Origin of the sequence: Streptomyces sp. SAI-127, from assembly GCF_029894425.1 — a bacterium.
Taxonomy (GTDB): Bacteria; Actinomycetota; Actinomycetes; order Streptomycetales; family Streptomycetaceae; genus Streptomyces.
Genome location: NZ_JARXYJ010000002.1, coordinates 341,759 through 359,856, shown reverse-complemented (window position 1 = coordinate 359,856; position 18,098 = coordinate 341,759). Strand labels below are relative to the sequence as shown.

Below are 18,098 nucleotides of genomic sequence, written 5' to 3'. Positions count from 1 at the left end.
CCCAGCCACCACCAGTACGACGGGCTGCCGCAGACCGAGCGGGGAAGCTCTTCCTCCAGGCCACGAGTGAAGAAGACACGAAACCGCCCGGCGACCCGGAGCGCCCGGGTCAGCTCGCGCGCAAGCGTGCGGGTGGACTTCACCGTCCACCGCAGCGGCGACATCGGATCACCCCGCACATCCGGCTCAACCAGCGCCAACAGTGCCGGCCGCAGCCCCGGATCCAGATCCGCGACCCTCCGACGGCCCCCGCCCGGACGCCGCACCCGCCCCAGAGGCTCCTCACCGGCCTCGAGTTCGAACACGCCCTTGCGGACCGTCGTCTCGCTGACCGCAGCGGCCTGTGCCACGGCTCGGACACCGCCGTGCCCCAGGTCCCGGGCCTCCGCAGCCATCAGCAGCCGTCGCTGCCGCTCGTCCAGATGCGGGAGCAACACCGCGAACTTCACGGCGAGTTGGTGACGAGTTTCATCCGGGATGGGCATACCACACCAAGGAGCGTCAGAACGGGAAGCATCACCTTGATCCCCTGCAAGCCCTTAGATGATCAATTCCAAGGGATGCTTGCAGGGGGTGTGGGGTGGGCGGCGGCCGAAGCCACCGCGAGGCGGTCAGGCGTCAGGGTCGACTTCGGGGTGCGTGAACCGCACGGGCTTGCCCAGCGACCGGGCGTAGGCGATTTCGGCTCGGGTGCTGTCTCCGATGTAAGCGCCGGCTACGAGCACCTCATCAGCGAGCCGGATCTTCGCCCGGTGCAGATCGTCGAGTCGAACCTTCAGCGCCTCGGCCTCGACAGGATCGGACCAGAGTTCGTGCGGCGACTTCATGTCACAGCCCGGTTTGCCGACAATCTTTCCGGCTTTGGTCTCCCGCAGATCGGCCTCGGCCATCTCGGTCATGAAGGGGGTGGAACCGCAGATCACGACGATACGCGGGAGGCTCAACAGCTTCTTCGCGTCGTCGAGCTTCTCCTCGGGGGTGAGCAGTTGCGGGTATGACACTGGTTCCTCCTGGTGGTGTCGTCCAAGGGGTGCCCGCGGAGACGAGAACGAGGGTGTTCAAGATCGCCTTATGGCGAACGATGCGGAAGCCTTGATTGGGACGGCTGACCTGGCGGCCTGCTCGATCTTCGCGCAGTAGGCCGCACGGGCTTCCTCGTCGATTTGCTTCTCGTTTTCGGCGCGCACCCCGGTCCGGCCGTCGAGGCCCTCGCGCAGGATGTCGGCGTGCCCGGCATGCCGGATGGACTCTCCGAGGACGTGGACCATGACGGCGAACAGGTTCGTGTTGGGACAAGGCTCCGGCCACCACGGCACGTGGCCGGGGGCGTCGAGGGGAAGCTCGTTGATCGTTGCGTCCGAGTGTTCCCATGTGCGCCGGTAGAACCCGATGATCTGATCGCGGGTTTCGTCCTGGGTCGCCCACAGATCGCTGCCGTGGGAGTGGTCCTGCCACCGGGGCAGCGGTTCCGGGGAAGGGCGGTCGAAGACCTCGCCGAAGTACCGGGCCTCGACGTTGGCCACGTGTTTGACCAGGCCGAGGAGGTTGGTCCCGGTCGCTGTCAAAGGTCGGCGGGCGTCGTATTCGGACAAGCCGTCGAGTTTCCAGAGCAGCGCCTCGCGGTCCCGCCGCAGTCTCCCGTGCAGGTTGTCCTTCGCGAATTCATCGATCATGCGGCATGAGCCTCTCTGTGTGCTGCTCGTGGTCTCAAGATCCCGTACATGGTCCGCAGCGGCTGGCAGAGCCGATGCTTCGGACTCCCAACCCAATGGGCTACCGGGATTGACTGTCTGTCGGAGAGACGTGGGGGTGAGAGTGGGGTGGGGTGCCTGGCGGTTCGCGGCCGGCCCGACCTGCGACGGTTATTACGCAGGAGAACTTCACGCATGCTGTTCGGTGCCGTTCTCCGATCCCGATGAGTAGTTCGGGACGGGGACCGGGGAGGTGGGCGGGTGCCAGGTGAGAATCCAGCTGGCGGTAAGCACCGCCGCGCCGCCTGCCAGGGCGATTGCGCCGCCTGTTCCGATGCCTGCGGCCACCAAGCCGAAGCAGGCCGGCCCGACGCCCTGCAACGTCATGCTGCCGGAGCCGAGCAGACCGAAGGCCTGGCCCTGGCCATCCTGCGGCAGGGCGTCCAGGAACGGCCGTTGCAGGCCGAGACCGGATGCGAATCCGGAGCCGCAGAGCAGCAGCAGACAGGAGGAGACGCCCACCCCGGGCTCGGCGGCGAAGCCGACCAGCGGCAGTCCCGTCAGCGCAATCAAGGGGACTACCAGTCGCTCCCGGGTGGGTGGCCGAAGCAGTCGACCCACCAGCAGGTCGCCGACAAGCATGCCGACCGGCAGACAGCCCATCAGCACCGCGTACCAGCCGGGCGCGAAGTGGCGTTCTCCCGCGTAGGCGACGATCAGACCTTCCGCGCCCGCTACGAACGCGGGCGGTAGCCACTGGGCCAGCATCAGTCGTCGTACCGTGTGTCCGCGCAGCAGCAGGCCCGCACCGTGCAGGCTGGCCCTAACGGCCCCGCCATCGCCCCGATCGCTGCCGGGCGTGCCGCCGAGCTCTCCCAGCTCCAGCCGGGGTAGCCGCATGCGGATAGCGAGCGCGCAGCCGAGGTAGAGGGCGGCGCTTACCGCGAGCGCCCGGTGCGGGCCGAGTACCGCGACGGCCGCACCTCCCAGCGCCAGACCGAACAATTGCGCGCCGGAGGCAGCGATGTTGTTCAGTGAACGGCCCAGTACATAGGCGTCGCCCTCCAGTGACTGCGCGACCAGCCGACTCGACGCGCCGTGAAACACCGGTGTGGCGAGGGCGACCAGCGCCACGACACCGAGGCTTGCCGCGATCGGCATCCGCACCAGGGCGAGCAGTAGGGCGGCGGCGCACGTCAAGGCGTAGCCGCCGGTGATGAGCGCGCGGGGCGGCAGTCGGTCGGCCAGCGAGCCCAGCAGCAGCGAGCCGAACAGCTGTGGGAGGAAGCCGATGCCGAAGGCCAGTGCGCTCAGCAGTGCGGAGCCGGTGGCCGAGAAGACCAGAACCGAGAACGTCGTGATCCGCAGCGCGTCCGCAGTGATCGCGACGGTACGGGTCGAGAAGAGCAGCCGGAAGCGTGGCTCGGCCAGCACCTCCCGGTAGGTGGCACGGTGGTTGCCCTGCGCGAGTTCGGCGGTTGGGGTCATGACGGCCAGCCTCGCCGTGCGGCCACGCCACTCACCAATGATTCGTCGCTGGACGAATCGGAACAGACGTCCCTCGGTAGCATGGCAGGGTGCTCCGCTTCGAAGTGTCCGTCGAGGACCTGCTGCGCAGCCGCTTCGCGCTCTCCCCCGCGATGGAGCTCTGCTTCCTGCTGCGCTCGCTCGCCGGGCAAGACCGGCCGCTGCCGCGAGCCTGGGCCACCCGGCTCCTGCCGGCCTTTGAACGGCTTCGCCGCGAGACCGAATTGAACGCTGCCCTCGCGCTGCACACGACACAATCCGGACCGAACTTCGTCGCCCCACCCCCGCGCGGCCTCAACCAGACCTGGGCAGACGACCTGGCCATGATCCGGGCCACACCGCTGGAAGCGGCCCGCCACGAAATCGCCACCAACGCGACCGGCCCGTCCGCCCGCGATCCCCGCGTACGCGCAGTGCTGGACTCGACGGACGCCGTCCCCAGGATCGCCGAGGCGATGGACCAGGCGTGGCACCAACTGCTCGCCCCGGACTGGCCGCAACTGCGCGCGATCTGTGAGCGCGACGTCGTGCACCGGGTGGGTGTGATCGGCGAACACGGATGGGTCACGACCATCGAGAGCCTGCACCCGAGCATCGCCTGGCAAGCCGGCGGCATCGAGATCGGTCACTTCCCCCACGTCGGAACAGTCCGCCTCGCCGGCGACGGGCTCCTGCTGATCCCTTCGGTCTTCGTCGGGAATATCGCCGCCCACCTGGAAGACCCCTGGCCCAGGACCTTGGTCTATCCCGCCCGCGGCACCGCCGCCTTGTGGGGCGAACAGCAGACCGTTCCGCAACCGGACGCGCTGACCGCTCTGGTCGGCCGGGCCCGAGCCCGGCTGCTGCTGGCGCTGGACGCCCCGGCCAGTACCAGCCACCTCGCCCGAAGCCTCGCCATGACACCCGGCGCGGTAGGAGACCACCTCGCCATCCTGCGAGGCGCGGGGCTGCTCGTCCGCGCCCGGTCCGGACGGTCGGTGCTCTACCGGCGCACCCCGCTCGGCGAGGCACTGGTCGCCGGTTCGGGCTGAGGGCTCGGATCAGCACTGTTTTTTTCAGGCGCCGCCAGCAGATGCGAACAGGCACAGTTCGGCCTCGGTGCCGGCGGTCAAGCGGCACCAGTGGAAGTACTGCAGACCGCGGAGCTTCGCGATCGCGGTGGAGGCCTTGATCTCGTCCACGCAGAGTGCCACGGTTCTCCTTCGGCCTGCTGAGCACCCTCCAGATTCGCCCACCGACCTCGGCTGCGGTTCCCAATCTGGGAAGCAAGTCCGAACCAGCACAGAGCATCCGGGCGCCGACGGCATTTCGTCACTGGGCATCGCTGCATCTCGTCGCTGACCCAGTCTTGGCATGTGTGGATGAGTTGCCGGGGGCCATGGCCGGCCGCTGCGCGCTGTTCGCTAGCATCCCTGCGCATGACGATGCTGGGGTGGCGACTGGGTGTCGTGGTGGTGCTGGCAGCGATCTGTGTCTCCGGTCCAGGACGCCCGGAGGTCATCCGTACGGCGTCGGACCTCGGCCCCCTCCCGGCCGACCGCTACGACTTCACGCCGCAGGACTACCAACGATCGCAGCGTGCATCGGCGTTGCTGGACCGGCAGTGCATGGCGGAGCATGGCCACCCGGACTTCCCACTCGACCCCCGCTACCCCAGCGACCCTTTCGTCATGACCGCGGTCAGCACCGACTATGGCGCCCTGGATCTCGCCACCGCCCGCCGCTGGGGCTACGGCTGGGACCCGGCAACGTCCCGGGATTCCCGGCCGAAGGGCCGCCGGATGACCAACGCCGAGTATGCGGATTTCCCCGCCTGCAACGCCGAGACGAACCGGCGGCTGATGCGCGGCATCGACCTCAAGCGGGACTGGCTCTACGCAAGTACACGGGCGATCGAGATCGACAAGGCGGTCAAGCGCGACCCGCGTCTCCGTGCGGCATGGGATGTGTGGTCCCGCTGTGTGGCAGAACAAGGATTCAAGCGCTATCCCGACCCCGTCGCGGCCTACACGGACCCCGCCTGGCAGCGGGGCAGTGACGGCAACACCCGCCATACGCAGCGGGAGCGGGCCACCGCCGCCGCGGACGTCACCTGCAAACGCCGCCACCATACAGCCGAGCTCTGGCACGCTGCACAGGCGCGGACGCAGGCCGTGGACATCGCACGGCACCGCGACCGCTACGCCGCCGGACTCCGGGCGCTGCAGACGTACCGATCCAACATCGCCGAGGTGCTGCGAAGGCTCGGCTAGCCGGCGCCGACGCACTGTGAGTCCCGCGAGAGTCGACGGATATGTGGCCACTGCTCAGCCGACTGGCCTTGAGCCCCACGCATCCCGTCACCCGGAGCATCGCATTTCGTCGGTTCCCCGCGTACGGCGGGAAGGACCAGTGTGCCGTCACCGTTCAGGGCGAGCCGGGAACCGAAGGACCTCATCAAGGCCCAGGACGAGCTTGAGGAGTACGAGGCGAGCTGAAAGCCTTCTCAAGAAGCAGCCCTGGTCCGTCGAGCCGCTGGCCGCGTGGACGACCCACGAGAACCACGTGCGTCCCTCTTCCCGCCCTGATTCCCCGGACTGGGACCCTGCGGACCAGCTGCGCATCGGCACGCTGCGCACGCGGGAACTCGAGCTCGCAGCTCTGATCGTCGGCCACCCGTTCTGGAACAGATCGCCGCGGAAGAACGAGCAAACGCCCGCACCAAGCTCAAGCACCGCCGTCAGCCGACAAAGAAGACCACAGCCGAGACCTCGCTGTCCCTGACAGCCATCGCATGACGGCGAACCGGTATGCAAGCGGGCTCTGGTGCTACGCGCGGGCCCGTGACCGAACGCCCCGTCGAGAACGTCGACAGCCGCCCCACGACGATCGGGCCCAGGCAGAGTGACGCCGTGGAGAACGCGCACTTTCGCCGGCCGCCGCCGTGCGGCCATGGAGCGGCCCCAGACACGCCCCCCGTTCCTGCCCCTCGAGGACGCAGACGTGGCGCCCGAAAACCGGTCGCGGCCGGGGCCCCGGCCGTGCCAGGCTCCAGCTACCGAAGGGGCGTAGCTCAGCCCGGCCAGAGCAGCGGATTCCAAACCCGCACGCCGCAGGTTCAAATCCTGCCGCCCCTGCACAGCGGAGCGGCCGGGGCCCCATGGGGCCCTGGCCGCTCACTCATGAGCCGACGGGCTGGGCCAGCGCGGAGACTTGCAGAACTCTCGAGCGCCGCGCAGCCTGGTGGTCAGGCGGCGCTGGGTCGCCCAGCTGTCGAGGCGCACGTCCAGGCGCCGCTCGAGGCGTTGATGACGAGGCGCGGCCTCACCTCGGTCATGACGGCGTCCAGGCGTGCGGCGTCCTGCAGATCAAGGTGGTACCAGGCAGCTTGGGAGGCGTTGCCGGGCCTGGTGGCATACGTGGCGGCCGTGGTCTGCTGGGCTGCGGTCGCCTGCCGTATCAACTCGGCACCCAGGAAACCGCTACCGCCGATGATCAGAGTGGTCATGGTGCGACACCGTAGATCTCCTTTGCCTCGGAGCTCGTACAGGATCTTGCGTGTCGGGGCTGGTCGGGCGTGGCTGGTGTGCCGTTCCGGCTGTGCGTGGTGCGTGAGCTGACGGCGGTGGACCGTGGACGACAGCCTTTGGGTGCGGTCAGGCCGATGCTGGGGCTGAGCGCCGCGTGGTGTGCATTGGGCTGGACGCCCGGGTCAAGAGGACTTGGACGGTCGACAACGAGATCATGAAGGGCCTGATCGGCCGGCATCCGGGGCCGTAGCCGGCTCTGGGACCGCCTCTCCTCGCGCAGCGATCAGCGGTCCGAGCAGCTGCGTGCCCGGCCCCACCCGCCCGCCGGGGCCGGGCAGTTGCGTCGTGTCGGCCACCGTGAGCGGCTCCCGGCAGGCGTCGCAGGCCACGACCGGCGTTGCCAGGTGCCCGCAGGCGTCGTGGCGGATCCGGGCGGGCGGCCCCGCGGGGCCTGCGTACCACTTGTCGCCCCAGGCCATCAGCGCGAGCAGGACGGGGTACAGCTCCCGGCCCTTCTCCGTGGCCACGTACTCCTCGCGCGGCGGCGCGGTCTGGTACCGCTCGCGCGTCAGTACGCCCTCCTCGACCAGCCGGGCCAGCCGCGCGGCGAGGATCTTGCGAGACAGGCCGAGGTCCTGGGCCAGTTCGTCGAAGCGGCGGAGGCCGACGAGGACGTCGCGCATGATCAGGGCCGTCCAGGCGTCGCCGAACAGATCGGTCGCGCGGGCGATCGAACACGCGACGCCGGAGAGGGGGGTACGGGTCACAAGGCCATCGTATCGGCGCCGGGTTCCCTCAGGGAACTCGTCGATGCTAGGTTCCCTAGGGATACCTGACCCGGAGCGTCGAGGGAGCCTGCCATGCCCACCGCCCCGCGCATAGAACTCGACTCGGCCGGGCCCGCGGCCGTCGACGGACGCCACATCCGGGCCCTGACCTTTCAGTCCGTACGCCTTCAGTACCTGCGGCAGGTGCTCTCGAAGGCGAGCCTCGCGGCTGCCGGCAGCCGGGCGCTCGTCATCGGCAGCGGGCGCGGCATTCTGGCCCGCGGCCTCGCCCGGCTCGGCTTCGAGGTCGTCGCCGCCGACCCGTCCCCCGCCGCGACGGCCCTCGCCCTTGACGCGGACGACGGGCTGGGCATCACCTACCTGACGACACCCGCAGAGCAACTCGACCTGCCGGACGGCTCCTTCGACCTCCTGTACTGCGCCGACACCCTCGAGATCACCGAACGGCCGGACGCGGTCCTCGCGGAGGCGGCGCGCGTGCTGCGCCCCGGCGGGGCCTTCGTCTACGACACGGTGAACCGCACCCCGGTGTCCCGCCTCATATACCTCGGCGCCTTCCAAGCCTTCCCGGGCACACGGATCATGCCCCGCGGCCGCTACGCCGCACACCGGCTGCGCCGCCCGGCGGAGCTCGCCGAGGCCCTCGACCGGGCGGGGCTGTCCGGACAGGACGTCTCGGCGTTCAAGCCGCGCGACGTACGCAGCCTGGTGCGCGCGACGCGCGGGCGCCGGCGTGGCACGCTGACCGACGAGCAGCTGCCGGAACTGGTCGACATGGTGCTCGAACCAGAAGGCAGCCCGGTGGTGACGTATCTGGGGCACGCGGTCCACCGGGCATGAGCAACGCTCCCGCCATCCCGGGCGCACCCGAAATGGCGTCGCTGCCCGTTGAGCCGTTGTGCGCGGGGTGCCAGCGGGATCCGGTCCGGATCCTGGATCACGACGGTGCGCACATCACCCTGTCGTCACGCCGCCCCTGAGAGCCCCCGAGCAGCGCTTGGCCGCAGGCGGGCGGGTCAACGCTCTCCGGCCCCAGAACAGCACCCGGACAAGTCGAGGAATCCGCCGCCAATCGGTCCGCACGTACGCGGCCGATCAGCGCACGCGAGCCAACGTCGCTAGCAACACGCTGAGACGTATGCGGGCGGCGGCCGTCCCCGAGAGCGACGAGTATCGGGCGGTCCCTGAGAGGAGGCCCGCCGACATCACCTTCCGCCCATGACGCCACGTACGCCACCGCGACGGCCCGGGTCGGCCTGCGTCGGCGGAAGCCGAGTCGTTATGAACCGGGCCGGGGTGGAATCGCCGCCTCCATGGTGCAGTCGAGCAGTGGTCTGGTGGGAGAGAATCCGGAACGACAGCGGCGGACTGCGGCGACGCTTCGGCGAGCGGTCCGTCACGGATGAGGATGACGGCACCGGGGCGCAGAGGCAGCGGCCCTCTCGGCTGACCGATGCCGCGGTCGCGCTGCTGCTGGCGGTGGCCGATGCCGCGGCCCTGGCGGGAGTGGCTCTGTTCATGTTCATCGTCGGCATGTCGCACTCCGGGCCGCCAGGGCCTACGCCGACCGAGAGCGAGGACGTGTCGCCGCTTCAGCTGGCCGTGGTCTGGTTCATCCCGTGTGCGCTCGCCGTGTCGTGCTACGTCCACGCACGGCTGCGCATGCCGATCACCAGCGTCGTTCAAGGCCTGTTCTGCGTCATCGGCACCACACTGGCCATCGGCGAGACGAACATGCTGCTGTCCTTCACCTGAGCTGCGCGACCTTCTGAATCAGGGCCTTCGCCGGCTCCCGAAACGGGGTCGGGCTACACGGCATCGGCGGGACCCCGGACGCCCTGTGGGGGGTGCGCGATTCCGCGCCGACCACTCCCCCGCTTGCTGTCACCCGCCCGTCCACGGCGGGTGCTGATCGACAGATTTGGCGATGCCCCACTCGTTGCCGGGGAAGAGCGGCTGTCCCAGGAGGTGTTCTGGGCGGAGGACGACGAGCCGGACCCTGCAGGGTTCGGCGCGGACGAGGCTGACGCTGACGCGGCGTACGAGGCCCTGGCGGACCAGGGCACCCGGACACGGGCTGAACCCCGGTGGTGCCGCCGGTCGGCCGAGGGATCCGAACCGAACCGGGAATCAGGCGGCGACGAGCTCCTGCGCGCGGTCCGGCGTTTTGACCTTGGGCTTCTTGTTCGGCAGTGAGAGCCGGACGACCTTGTGCCAAGCGGAGAACACCTGCTTGGGCAGTGGGCCGGTGACGTATTCCAGCTCGTACTTCTCGAACAGCGCGCGCACCTTCACCGCGACCTCGGCGTACCGGTTGCTCGGCAGGTCCGGGAACAGGTGGTGCTCGATCTGGTGCGAGAGGTTGCCGGTCATGAAGTGCATGGCCTTGCTGCCGCTGATGTTCGCCGAGCCCATCATCTGGCGCAGGTACCACTGGCCGCGTGTCTCGCCCTTGATGGAGCGGCGCTCGAAGACCTGCACGCCTTCGGGGAAGTGCCCGCACATGATCACCGAGTGGGACCAGATGTTGCGGACCAGGTTCGCGGTGAACGTGGCCGCGAGCGTGGGGAGGAACGACGGGCCCGACAGCAGCGGGTGGATGACGTAGTCCTTGAGCACCTGCTTGCGGATCTTGCGGCCGACGGCCTTGGCCCGCGCGCGGAACTCCGGGTTCTTGCGGCGGCGCTTGTGCAGGTTCTTGCCGAGCTCCAGGTCGTAGGCGGCGATGCCGTACTCGAAGAAGCAGGCGTTGATGAAGTTCCACAGCGGCTGGCCGAGGTGGATCGGATGCCACCTCTGGTCCTCGTCGACGCGCATGATGCCGTAGCCGAGGTCGTTGTCCTTGCCGATCACGTTGGTGTACGTGTGGTGCAGCTCGTTGTGCGAGTGCTTCCACTGCTCGGACGGCGAGACGTGATCCCATTCCCAGGTGGTGGAGTGGATCTTCGGGTCTCGCATCCAGTCCCACTGGCCGTGCAGGATGTTGTGGCCGATCTCCATGTTGTCCATGATCTTCGCGACGGACAGCCCGGCGGTGCCGAGCAGCCACGCGGGCGGGAAGATCGAGAACAGCAGCACGCCCCGGCTGACCAGCTCGAGCGTGCGCTGCGCCGAGATGACCTTACGGATGTAGGCGGCGTCTTTCTCGCCGCGGCCGGCGATCACCTCGTCGCGGATCGCGTCCAGCTCGCGGCCGAGCTCCTCGATCTGCTCCGCGGTCAGGTGGGCGGTGGGGTCGATGGCGGTCAAGGTGCTCCTACCGTTCGATGTCGCAGGGGCCCGCGGCGGCGGACACGCAGGTCTGGATGAGGACGCCCGGTTCGGCTTCGGTGATCTCGCCGGTACGCAGGTCGCGGACGGCGCCCGCCTTGAGCGGCGTGACGCAGCCGAAGCAGATGCCCATGCGGCACCCGGAGGGCATGAGCACTCCGGCCTCCTCGCCGATGTCCAGCAACGGCGTGGCGCCGTCCGCGTCGACGGTCTTTCCGGTGGCGCTGAAGGTGACCTCGCCGCCGTCGCCGGCGACGACGATGGTGGGGCGGAAGCGTTCGGTGTGCAGGCGCTCCAGGACGCCGTGCTCGCTCCAGTGCTTTTCGGCGGTGTCGAGCAGGCCCGCGGGCCCGCAGGCCCAGGTCTCGCGCTCGGCCCAGTCGGGCACGAGTTCGTCGAGACGGGCGATGTCGAGCATGCCGTCGGTGTCGGTGTGCACCTCGGTGAGCCGCAGTTTCTTGTCCGCGACCAGGTCGTGCAGTTCGCTGCGGAAGATCACGTCCTGCGGCTGTGGCGCGCAGTGGACCATGACGACGTCGTCGAACTCGGTGTCGCGCAGCATGCCCATCACGGGCGTGATGCCGCTGCCGGCCGTCAGATAGAGCACCTTGGCGGGCTTGGCCTGCGGCAGCACGAAGTCACCGGTCGGCTGGTCGAGCTGGATCAGCGTGCCCGGTTTCGCCCTGCGGACCAGGTGGTTGCTGACCTTGCCGTCCGGGATCGCCTTCACGGTGATCGTGATGCGGCCGTCCTGGCGGTTTGTCGGCGAGGTGAGGGAGTAGGCACGCCACAGGCGCACTCCGTCGACGTCGATTCCGATCCGCACGTACTGACCGGCCGTGTGGCCGCGCCAGCCCCGTCCCGGCCTGATCACGATGGTCGCGGCGTCCCCCGTCTCGGGGTGCACGGCCTCAATGCGCCCACGCAGGTCAGCGCCCGCACGCAGCGGGCTGACCAGGTCGAGGTAGTCCGACGGCAGCAGCGGCGTCGTGACCATCTCCAGCAGTTTCCACGCCCTGCTGCGCAGAGCTGTACTCGTCATGACTCCAGCTTGCTGCGCCTCAAGGCGTAAAGTCCTGACCACAGGACGTAAATCTGGCTGGCTGAATTGTTCGCAGGGAATAGAAACGTGAGCCATGCAATCCAGAGGGCCAGCGAACTGGCCCTGGACGAGACGACGGTCACAGCACTGCGGGCCGCGCTGAAGACCACCGCCGACGAGGTCGTCCAGGCGATCATCGACGAGGTCCCTCCCTACGCCAACGCCCTCTCGGGCCACATGGGCGCCACCATCCGCCGAGCCGTCCGCACCGCCCTGGGGCACTACCTGGACCTCGCGAGCGGGAACGCCACAGGCGGCGACGCCGGTGACGCGGCCTATGAGCTGGGCCGCGGCGAGGTGCGCGACGGCCGTTCGATGGACGCCCTGCTCAGCGCCTACCGCGTCGGCGCCCGCGTGGCATGGCGATGCCTGGCAGCAGGCGCCGTACCCGCAGGTCTGCCCGCCGCCGAGGTCGCCAAGTTCGCCGAGCTGACCTTCGCCTACATCGACGAGCTCTCCGCCGCGAGCGCCGCGGGCCACGCCGACGAACTGGCCGCCCGGGGCAGGGACCAGGAGCGCCACCTGGAACACCTGGCCCGCGACCTCCTCGCCGGCGCGAGCCCGGACGTGCTGCTGGCCTCTGTTCAACGGGCCGGATGGCAGCCTCCGGTCTCGCTGACCGCGGTCCTGCTGCCCGCCGCCCAGGCCCGGCCCGCCTACCGCGCGCTCGACCCGAGCACCCTCGTCCTCGACGATCTGCCGGAAGCCACCGGTGTGCTGCTCGTCCCCGATGCCGACCGACCACATCTCTTGCGGCAGCTGACCGACCGCACCGCCGTGGTCGGCCCGCCCCGGCCATGGACTCGTGCGTCCGCCTCGTACGCACGAGCCGTACGCGCGCGCTTGCTCTCCTCTGATATTCGCGACACCGAGGACCACCTGCCCGAGCTGGTGCTGAGCGCCGACGCGGACGCGTTCGCAGACCTGCGTGCCCGAGCCCTCGCACCGTTGCGGACCTTGCCCGCCGCGACCGCACGACGGCTGGAGGAAACGTTGCGGGAGTGGCTGCTGCACCAGGGCAGGCGGGACGAGGTGGCGGCGGCGTTGTTCGTCCACCCTCAGACAGTCCGGTACCGGATGTCGCAGCTGCGGGAGCTGTTTCCGGATCTCGCGTCGCCACGCCGGGTCCTTGAACTGACGCTGGCGCTCGGTCTTCGGGTCAGCTGACGCGTACGTCGGCCGTCCACGACCGCGTCCGCCGGCGGTCCAGCAGTCGTGCCTCGTCCCTATGAAGACGAGACAAGGCCTCGTAAAGCCCGGCGGGGGCGCTGCCTCTGAGAAGCGCGGTGGCGGATACGGCTTGACTGGATCCGGTGGACGATGCACACCGGCCCGTTCGTCGACGCGCTCATCGAGCATCTGGTCGGCGATCTGGGCCGCTACGCCCGGTAAAACGGCTTTCACGTCGTCGCGGCGGGCGCCGGCCAGGAACGAGCTGACCCGCGGGCGCGCGGCGGGCTGCAGCTGGGTGACCGGCGGGGCGGCCAGGCCGTTCACCAGGGGCCGGGGGCCGGGCCGCTCGCGCCGGGGACCACCGTAGTTCCGCGACGGCCCCGTGCCTCCGTTCCGAAGGTCAGCCGGACGACAGACCGCCGACCTGGCACACGGCGCGAGGGATGATGGGGATGGAATGACGGAACGTGAGGTCAGGAGCTTGCATGGCGAAGCGGGTTCACCGACCCCGTGAGGACGCGGAGTTCTCTTTCATCCTCGGGATGAGCAAAGTTCCGGTCCTCGCGTACTTCACCGGGGCATGGCCCAAGGCCATCGAACCCTGCCGGGTGATGGACCTTGTCGTGGGTGGCATCGCCGACGACTACGCGGGCCGCCTGACGGCTGTCCGCACTGACATCACGCGGTGTCCGGCCGCAACCGAGCGATACGGGATCACCGGAGCCCCGTCCTGCGTCCTGCTGGTGGAGGGAGAGGCGGTGGCGCACGGCACGGGGCCCATGACCATCGCCGAGATACGGAAGTTCCTGGACGGCCACCTCTGAGCGGCCGCTGCGGCACGAGGCCGCGACGCCCGTCACGTCCCGTCTATGGCAGCTGCGCCGCGCTGAGACACCTTGGGGCTGAGACACCCTGAACAGGATCGATCCGGCAGGGACGTCACGATCGCCTCGGAACACAGCGCCACGAGATCCTCGGATGGCCCGAAGCCCGCGCTGATCCGCCGTCGGGCACTCAGCGCCTGGTCTCGTACCTGGTCAGCATCACGCCGCCGGGAAACGTCCGGGTCTCCACCAGGCTGAGCTTCACCCAGTTGTCCAGGGCGGTGAAGAACGGCGTGCCGCCGCCCACCAGGACCGGATGGGTGACGATCGCGTACTCGTCGATCAGCCCGGCCCGCATGGCCGCCGCGGCGAGTGTGGCACCGCCGATGTCCATGGGGCCGCCGTCGTCGGCCTTGAGCCTGGCGATCTCGGTGACCGCGTCGCCGGTGACCAGACGGGTGTTCCAGTCGACCGTTCTGGCCGTAGAGGAGAACACCACCTTCGGCATGTCCCGCCAGCGGCCGGCGAACTCGATCGCCGCCGGTGTGGCATCCGGCTCCTTGTCGGCGGTCGGCCAGTGGGAGCTCATCGTGTCCCACAGTTTGCGTCCGTACAGCGCCAGGCCCGTCGTGTCCACCCGGTCGGACCACCACTGGAACAGCTCGTCGCTCGGCACGCTCCATCCGAGGTCGTCGCCGGGCGCGGCGATGTAGCCGTCCAGGCTCATACTCATGGCGAAGGTCAGTTTCCGCATGGCGTCAGCCTCCCGTGAGTCGGTATTCGGCGTACAGACCAGCACGGCGCGCAAAACTCATCGGTCAGGCCACACCGAGAGCCCATCGGGCAGTTGAGCACCGCGCGGGCCCAGCACGACCACACCCCGCACCTCAACCGCGACAGACGCGGCGTATCTCAGAATCCGCCCGCAACCAGCCCTGCAAGGACCGCAGCTCCCCCGCACCCGTCTCGACCTGCACCTCCAAGCGCATCCGCTGCGCATCTGACCTGCTTCAAAGCCCCGCTGGCCTTGTTCGCGAGAACCGGTTCTGGCTCGCTTTCCGTGATGCCCGCGGACTGAGTGACAGCTGGCGCTCCGACGGAGCTTCGGGAAGATGCCCGAAATGGCCAGGGTCGATCTTGGTGTGGTCGACACTGCGGTCCGGGGTCTTCGCCGGCCGGGCCGGCGCCCGGATGGCACGGGCCTTCGGGTGTCCACCAGTCGCAGCGCGGTGTTGCGGCTGCTCGGCGCGTTGTCCGAACCGGAAGTCCCGTCCCCGCGGGTGGTTGGTGTCGATGAGTACGCCACACGTAAAGGACGGGTCTACGGAACGGTGCTGGTCGATGTCGAAACCCGTCGGCCGGTGGACCGCTGCCTGACCGGGAGGCGTCAAGCATGGCTGCATGGTTGCCGAAGCGACCTGGGGTCGAGGTCGTCTGCCGGGACCGCGCGCCGTTCTTCGCTGAAGGCGGCCACGGCCGGGGCGCCCCAGGCTGTCCAGGTCTCTGACAGGAGGCATCTGTGGAACAACCTTGGCGAGGTATCGGTCCAGCCTGAGGAGAAGGTGCACTGTCCATGGCGGAGCGACCGGTTCGCCAACCGTATCCGGGCCAGGCACGCCACCGTCCAGGCGCTGCCATTCCCGGCTCCGCGATCTACGTGGCTACCAGGGACATCAACCTCCAGAGGAAGCTCGCCGCGGTCGGGCTGCCGTTCATCGAGGCCCCTTGATCGAGCTCGCACTTCGCCGGTCATCGGGGAGAACTGGCGGATCTGGTGGTCCCGGTCTTGGACGACCGGGACCACCAATCCGGGTGGACGACGGGATCAGCGCCGGGTCAGCGTTGCTGGAGCCACCAGATGATCCACCCGGTCACGCTCCCGCCCAGGGCGACGACGCTGCCGTGGACGATGCCGTGGCCCGTCGTTCGGGCGAGGGCACGCAGGCGGCGGACTCCACCTCGCCGGTGCCTCGGCGGCCTGGGCGCCCGCGGTTCGCGGTCGAGGGCTCGGCTGTTCTATGGAGCCGGGCTGATGTCGCCGTTGGTGTTCATGTCGAAGATGCCCTGGGTCTTGCCGTCGACCTTCAGGTGCTTGAGCCAGTGCTTCGAGAGGTTGTGCACGTTCTTGTGCTGCATCTCCCACACCAGCGAATGCCCGGCGCAGTCCAGCTTGACCATCAGCTTGTGGTTGCCGGCGATGGCGTTGTAGAGCGCGGGGACCGAGAAGTTGAATTCCGGATCCTCGCTCGACGTGTTCACCTGCCTGTCGTACTCCCCGTACGCGATGAGGACCGGCACGCTGCCGCCGAGGACGCCACCCTGCCCCGCGGTGGTCTTGTTCCAACCCCACCGGACGAAGTTTCGGATGCGATTGCGCCCTTCACCGACCGGCCCCCACGTGCTGCCCACCGGATCGCTTGCCATGATCGCGTCCCACACCTTGTCGCGCATCTCATCTTCGCGCTGGCCCTCGCAGTGCACCTCGCTGCCCCACCCGTCCCAGGTTCCCCCCTTCGTGCTCACAAACGTCGGGAAGCCGGGCTGTGGCAGGGGGTCGGGGGCGTTCGACGTGCCTTCGGGCGGGAAGATCGGCGCCAGCAGGAACAGGCTCGACACCTTGCCCGGGTTCTTGACCGCGTACGGCCCCATCGTGAACGCGGCCGCGGACCAGCCGATGAAGGCGACCTTCTCCACCCCGCGCTCGCGGATGATCCAGTCCACGACGGCGTTCAGGTCGTCCCGGTCGCTGTTCGAGTTGGTCAGCTGGAACGGATAGTTCGGCGGGCCCGGCGTGAATCCCGGAGGTCTCGGCTTCAGAAGGTGCTGCTGGGCGGGGTTGACGTTGCGAGGGTCGTCCATCTTCGGCCGCGGCGACAGCCCTGAGCCCTGGAGGTCCATCATGAAGACGTCGTAACCGGCCCTGGCCAGTGCATCGGCCCAGCTGTACGACTTGAAATCGAGATCAAAGCCCGCGAGCACCGGAACGCTCCGGCCGTGGAGCATCAGGACGGCCGTGCGCTCGCCGAGGTGGCCAAGGGACGTGCCGTCGCGCTCCCGCACGAAGAGTTCGACGTGCTCGTCCTTGTTCGCGGGGACGGTGGACTTGTGGGGTACCCGGTGGTCTTTCACGGTGACGGGCATGAGGATCCGTTCTATGCGCTCGGCCGGGGCGTCGTTGCCCCGCCCAGACCACGCTCGATGCGCGGGACCGTCCGCGCCACAGCAGGGGGCCAGTCGTGTGACGTGCACTTTCTCCGTGCCGGCGGCGGCCTGTTCCTGCTCGTCGTCGTCCAACGGCGACAGCCACAGCGCCACCCCGTCGGCGGTCAGCTCGCCCGCCGGCCCCGTCGGCCCGGCGTGCCGCTCAGCGACCACCCGCACGATCCGCCTCGGCGTGTTCTCCGCTCCATCCGCCGCCCGTTGCGGGAGGTGAGCAGCGGCCTGGAGGCGAGCGCCGATGCGGCTGCTCTACGAACGCCAGACCGGCAAGGCGAAGAGACCAGGCCGGTAGGCGTGGCAGGAGGTCGGCATCTCGATCACCGGGGTCTCGGCAGGGCTCGCAAGGGCGCGCAATCGCACAGCCGGCCAGAACGGGGATGCGGCCGCGGCAGTCAGGGCGCTGACGGCCCAGGTGCAGGAGCTGAGCCGGGACGTGGCCGCGCTCAAGGGCCGTGCGACGGCTGGCGGTTGACGTCGGGATGCCCGGCGGCCGACACCGGGTACCACTGCGGGAACGTGTAAGCGGCGGACGGCTGAGAGGTGCCATGAGGGTCACTTTGGCGACGCACGGCGGGCTCGCGGCGCCGGTCCTCGCCGGCCTCCCGCTGGACGTGGTGGACACCCACGCCCTACCCGAAAGTGCTGCGGCCGAGTTGTCCCGGCTGGTGGCCGCGGCCGTTCCAACAACTGCGGCGGCTGCGGGAAACCCGGAGCCCCGCAAGCACGTACCGGATGCCATGAGCTACTCGATCACGGTCGAGGAAGGCGGCCACTCGTCCGTTCTCGTCCAGTCGGATGCGGACATGTCCCCGGAGTTCGCGGCGTTGCTGCGGTGGCTCAAGGAGCATGTCGCGCGGGAGTGAGGCAGGAATCGAGGCACGCCGCCGTCCGCCGCGGACGGCGGCGTGCCGACGCGGATGTCCGGGTGAGCTGTCGGCAGCACCGCGATGGCGCCGCGGCCTCGGCGCCCTGGACGCGTGTCCGGCCGGCACCGT

The 18,098-nt window shown here is 69.2% G+C and carries 17 protein-coding genes, 1 tRNA gene and 1 pseudogene; 8 read left to right on the top strand and 11 right to left on the bottom strand.

Annotation, left to right across the window (positions count from 1 at the left end; genetic code table 11):
* Positions 1 to 104: 104 nt before the first annotated feature.
* From M2157_RS46990 to M2157_RS46975, 4 genes and pseudogenes are all read right to left on the bottom strand, one after another.
* Positions 105 to 485, bottom strand: a pseudogene (locus M2157_RS46990) (ISAzo13 family transposase); the annotation flags it as partial.
* A 126-nt stretch (positions 486 to 611) separates the two neighbouring features.
* Positions 612 to 1,001, bottom strand: coding sequence for a hypothetical protein (locus M2157_RS46985; RefSeq protein ID WP_280868543.1), 390 nt, complete (start codon positions 999 to 1,001; stop codon positions 612 to 614).
* Between the two features lie 57 nt (positions 1,002 to 1,058).
* Positions 1,059 to 1,673: a DinB family protein gene (locus tag M2157_RS46980; protein ID WP_280868542.1), complete on the bottom strand. Its 615-nt coding sequence runs from the start codon at positions 1,671 to 1,673 to the stop codon at positions 1,059 to 1,061.
* Between the two features lie 207 nt (positions 1,674 to 1,880).
* Positions 1,881 to 3,179, bottom strand: coding sequence for an MFS transporter (locus tag M2157_RS46975; RefSeq protein WP_280868541.1), 1,299 nt, complete (start codon positions 3,177 to 3,179; stop codon positions 1,881 to 1,883).
* Between the two features lie 89 nt (positions 3,180 to 3,268).
* Here M2157_RS46975 and M2157_RS46970 point away from each other — a divergent pair, with 89 nt between their 5' ends.
* Positions 3,269 to 4,249: a winged helix-turn-helix domain-containing protein gene (locus tag M2157_RS46970; protein WP_280868540.1), complete on the top strand. Its 981-nt coding sequence runs from the start codon at positions 3,269 to 3,271 to the stop codon at positions 4,247 to 4,249.
* 24 nt (positions 4,250 to 4,273) lie between these two features.
* Here M2157_RS46970 and M2157_RS46965 read toward each other — a convergent pair whose 3' ends face one another.
* The gene (locus tag M2157_RS46965; protein ID WP_280859373.1) at positions 4,274 to 4,411 is read right to left on the bottom strand and encodes a hypothetical protein; all 138 of its coding nucleotides are present in this window, start codon (positions 4,409 to 4,411) and stop codon (positions 4,274 to 4,276) included.
* A gap of 225 nt (positions 4,412 to 4,636) precedes the next feature.
* On the opposite strand from M2157_RS46965, the gene M2157_RS46960 reads away from it, so the two are divergent.
* Entirely contained in the window at positions 4,637 to 5,470 is an 834-nt protein-coding gene (locus tag M2157_RS46960; RefSeq protein WP_280868539.1) for a hypothetical protein, read from the top strand.
* A gap of 789 nt (positions 5,471 to 6,259) precedes the next feature.
* Positions 6,260 to 6,334, top strand: a tRNA-Trp gene (locus tag M2157_RS46955).
* A gap of 110 nt (positions 6,335 to 6,444) precedes the next feature.
* On the opposite strand, the gene M2157_RS46950 is transcribed toward M2157_RS46955, so the two are convergent.
* Positions 6,445 to 6,705 carry a sugar nucleotide-binding protein gene (locus M2157_RS46950; protein ID WP_348541846.1) on the bottom strand — a complete coding sequence of 87 codons (261 nt, stop codon included), beginning with the start codon at positions 6,703 to 6,705 and terminating at the stop codon, positions 6,445 to 6,447.
* 234 nt (positions 6,706 to 6,939) lie between these two features.
* Positions 6,940 to 7,494: a helix-turn-helix domain-containing protein gene (locus tag M2157_RS46945; protein ID WP_280868538.1), complete on the bottom strand. Its 555-nt coding sequence runs from the start codon at positions 7,492 to 7,494 to the stop codon at positions 6,940 to 6,942.
* Between the two features lie 93 nt (positions 7,495 to 7,587).
* Between M2157_RS46945 and M2157_RS46940 the strand changes: the two genes are divergently transcribed.
* Both M2157_RS46940 and M2157_RS46935 read left to right on the top strand, forming a co-directional pair.
* Positions 7,588 to 8,355: a methyltransferase domain-containing protein gene (locus M2157_RS46940; RefSeq protein WP_280868537.1), complete on the top strand. Its 768-nt coding sequence runs from the start codon at positions 7,588 to 7,590 to the stop codon at positions 8,353 to 8,355.
* Positions 8,356 to 8,844: 489 nt separating this feature from the next.
* Positions 8,845 to 9,270 carry a DUF6234 family protein gene (locus M2157_RS46935; protein WP_280868536.1) on the top strand — a complete coding sequence of 142 codons (426 nt, stop codon included), beginning with the start codon at positions 8,845 to 8,847 and terminating at the stop codon, positions 9,268 to 9,270.
* Positions 9,271 to 9,645: 375 nt separating this feature from the next.
* Here the strand turns inward: M2157_RS46935 and M2157_RS46930 are convergent, their stop codons facing one another.
* Both M2157_RS46930 and M2157_RS46925 read right to left on the bottom strand, forming a co-directional pair.
* The gene (locus M2157_RS46930) at positions 9,646 to 10,764 is read right to left on the bottom strand and encodes an acyl-CoA desaturase (protein ID WP_280859378.1); all 1,119 of its coding nucleotides are present in this window, start codon (positions 10,762 to 10,764) and stop codon (positions 9,646 to 9,648) included.
* A 7-nt stretch (positions 10,765 to 10,771) separates the two neighbouring features.
* On the bottom strand, positions 10,772 to 11,827 hold the full coding sequence (locus M2157_RS46925; protein WP_280859379.1) for a ferredoxin reductase: 1,056 nt from the start codon (positions 11,825 to 11,827) through the stop codon (positions 10,772 to 10,774).
* An 87-nt stretch (positions 11,828 to 11,914) separates the two neighbouring features.
* Between M2157_RS46925 and M2157_RS46920 the strand changes: the two genes are divergently transcribed.
* Positions 11,915 to 13,054: a helix-turn-helix domain-containing protein gene (locus tag M2157_RS46920; protein ID WP_280868535.1), complete on the top strand. Its 1,140-nt coding sequence runs from the start codon at positions 11,915 to 11,917 to the stop codon at positions 13,052 to 13,054.
* 491 nt (positions 13,055 to 13,545) lie between these two features.
* Positions 13,546 to 13,884: a thioredoxin domain-containing protein gene (locus M2157_RS46915; RefSeq protein WP_280859382.1), complete on the top strand. Its 339-nt coding sequence runs from the start codon at positions 13,546 to 13,548 to the stop codon at positions 13,882 to 13,884.
* Positions 13,885 to 14,074: 190 nt separating this feature from the next.
* Here M2157_RS46915 and M2157_RS46910 read toward each other — a convergent pair whose 3' ends face one another.
* Positions 14,075 to 14,638, bottom strand: coding sequence for a dihydrofolate reductase family protein (locus tag M2157_RS46910; protein WP_280859383.1), 564 nt, complete (start codon positions 14,636 to 14,638; stop codon positions 14,075 to 14,077).
* 1,262 nt (positions 14,639 to 15,900) lie between these two features.
* The gene (locus M2157_RS46905) at positions 15,901 to 16,944 is read right to left on the bottom strand and encodes an alpha/beta fold hydrolase (RefSeq protein ID WP_280868563.1); all 1,044 of its coding nucleotides are present in this window, start codon (positions 16,942 to 16,944) and stop codon (positions 15,901 to 15,903) included.
* A gap of 704 nt (positions 16,945 to 17,648) precedes the next feature.
* Here M2157_RS46905 and M2157_RS46900 point away from each other — a divergent pair.
* Positions 17,649 to 17,966 carry a protealysin inhibitor emfourin gene (locus tag M2157_RS46900; protein WP_280868534.1) on the top strand — a complete coding sequence of 106 codons (318 nt, stop codon included), beginning with the start codon at positions 17,649 to 17,651 and terminating at the stop codon, positions 17,964 to 17,966.
* Positions 17,967 to 18,098: the final 132 nt, after the last annotated feature.

Bases quoted from the DNA above. Each gene is read 5' to 3' on its own strand.
- M2157_RS46980 (WP_280868542.1), bottom strand. From the start codon at position 1,673: ATGATCGATGAATTCGCGAAGGACAACCTGCACGGGAGACTGCGGCGG.
- M2157_RS46975 (WP_280868541.1), bottom strand. From the start codon at position 3,179: ATGACCCCAACCGCCGAACTCGCGCAGGGCAACCACCGTGCCACCTAC.
- M2157_RS46960 (WP_280868539.1), top strand. From the start codon at position 4,637: ATGACGATGCTGGGGTGGCGACTGGGTGTCGTGGTGGTGCTGGCAGCG.
- M2157_RS46950 (WP_348541846.1), bottom strand. From the start codon at position 6,705: ATGACCACTCTGATCATCGGCGGTAGCGGTTTCCTGGGTGCCGAGTTG.
- M2157_RS46940 (WP_280868537.1), top strand. From the start codon at position 7,588: ATGCCCACCGCCCCGCGCATAGAACTCGACTCGGCCGGGCCCGCGGCC.
- M2157_RS46925 (WP_280859379.1), bottom strand. From the start codon at position 11,827: ATGACGAGTACAGCTCTGCGCAGCAGGGCGTGGAAACTGCTGGAGATG.
- M2157_RS46915 (WP_280859382.1), top strand. From the start codon at position 13,546: ATGGCGAAGCGGGTTCACCGACCCCGTGAGGACGCGGAGTTCTCTTTC.
- M2157_RS46910 (WP_280859383.1), bottom strand. From the start codon at position 14,638: ATGCGGAAACTGACCTTCGCCATGAGTATGAGCCTGGACGGCTACATC.
- M2157_RS46900 (WP_280868534.1), top strand. From the start codon at position 17,649: ATGAGGGTCACTTTGGCGACGCACGGCGGGCTCGCGGCGCCGGTCCTC.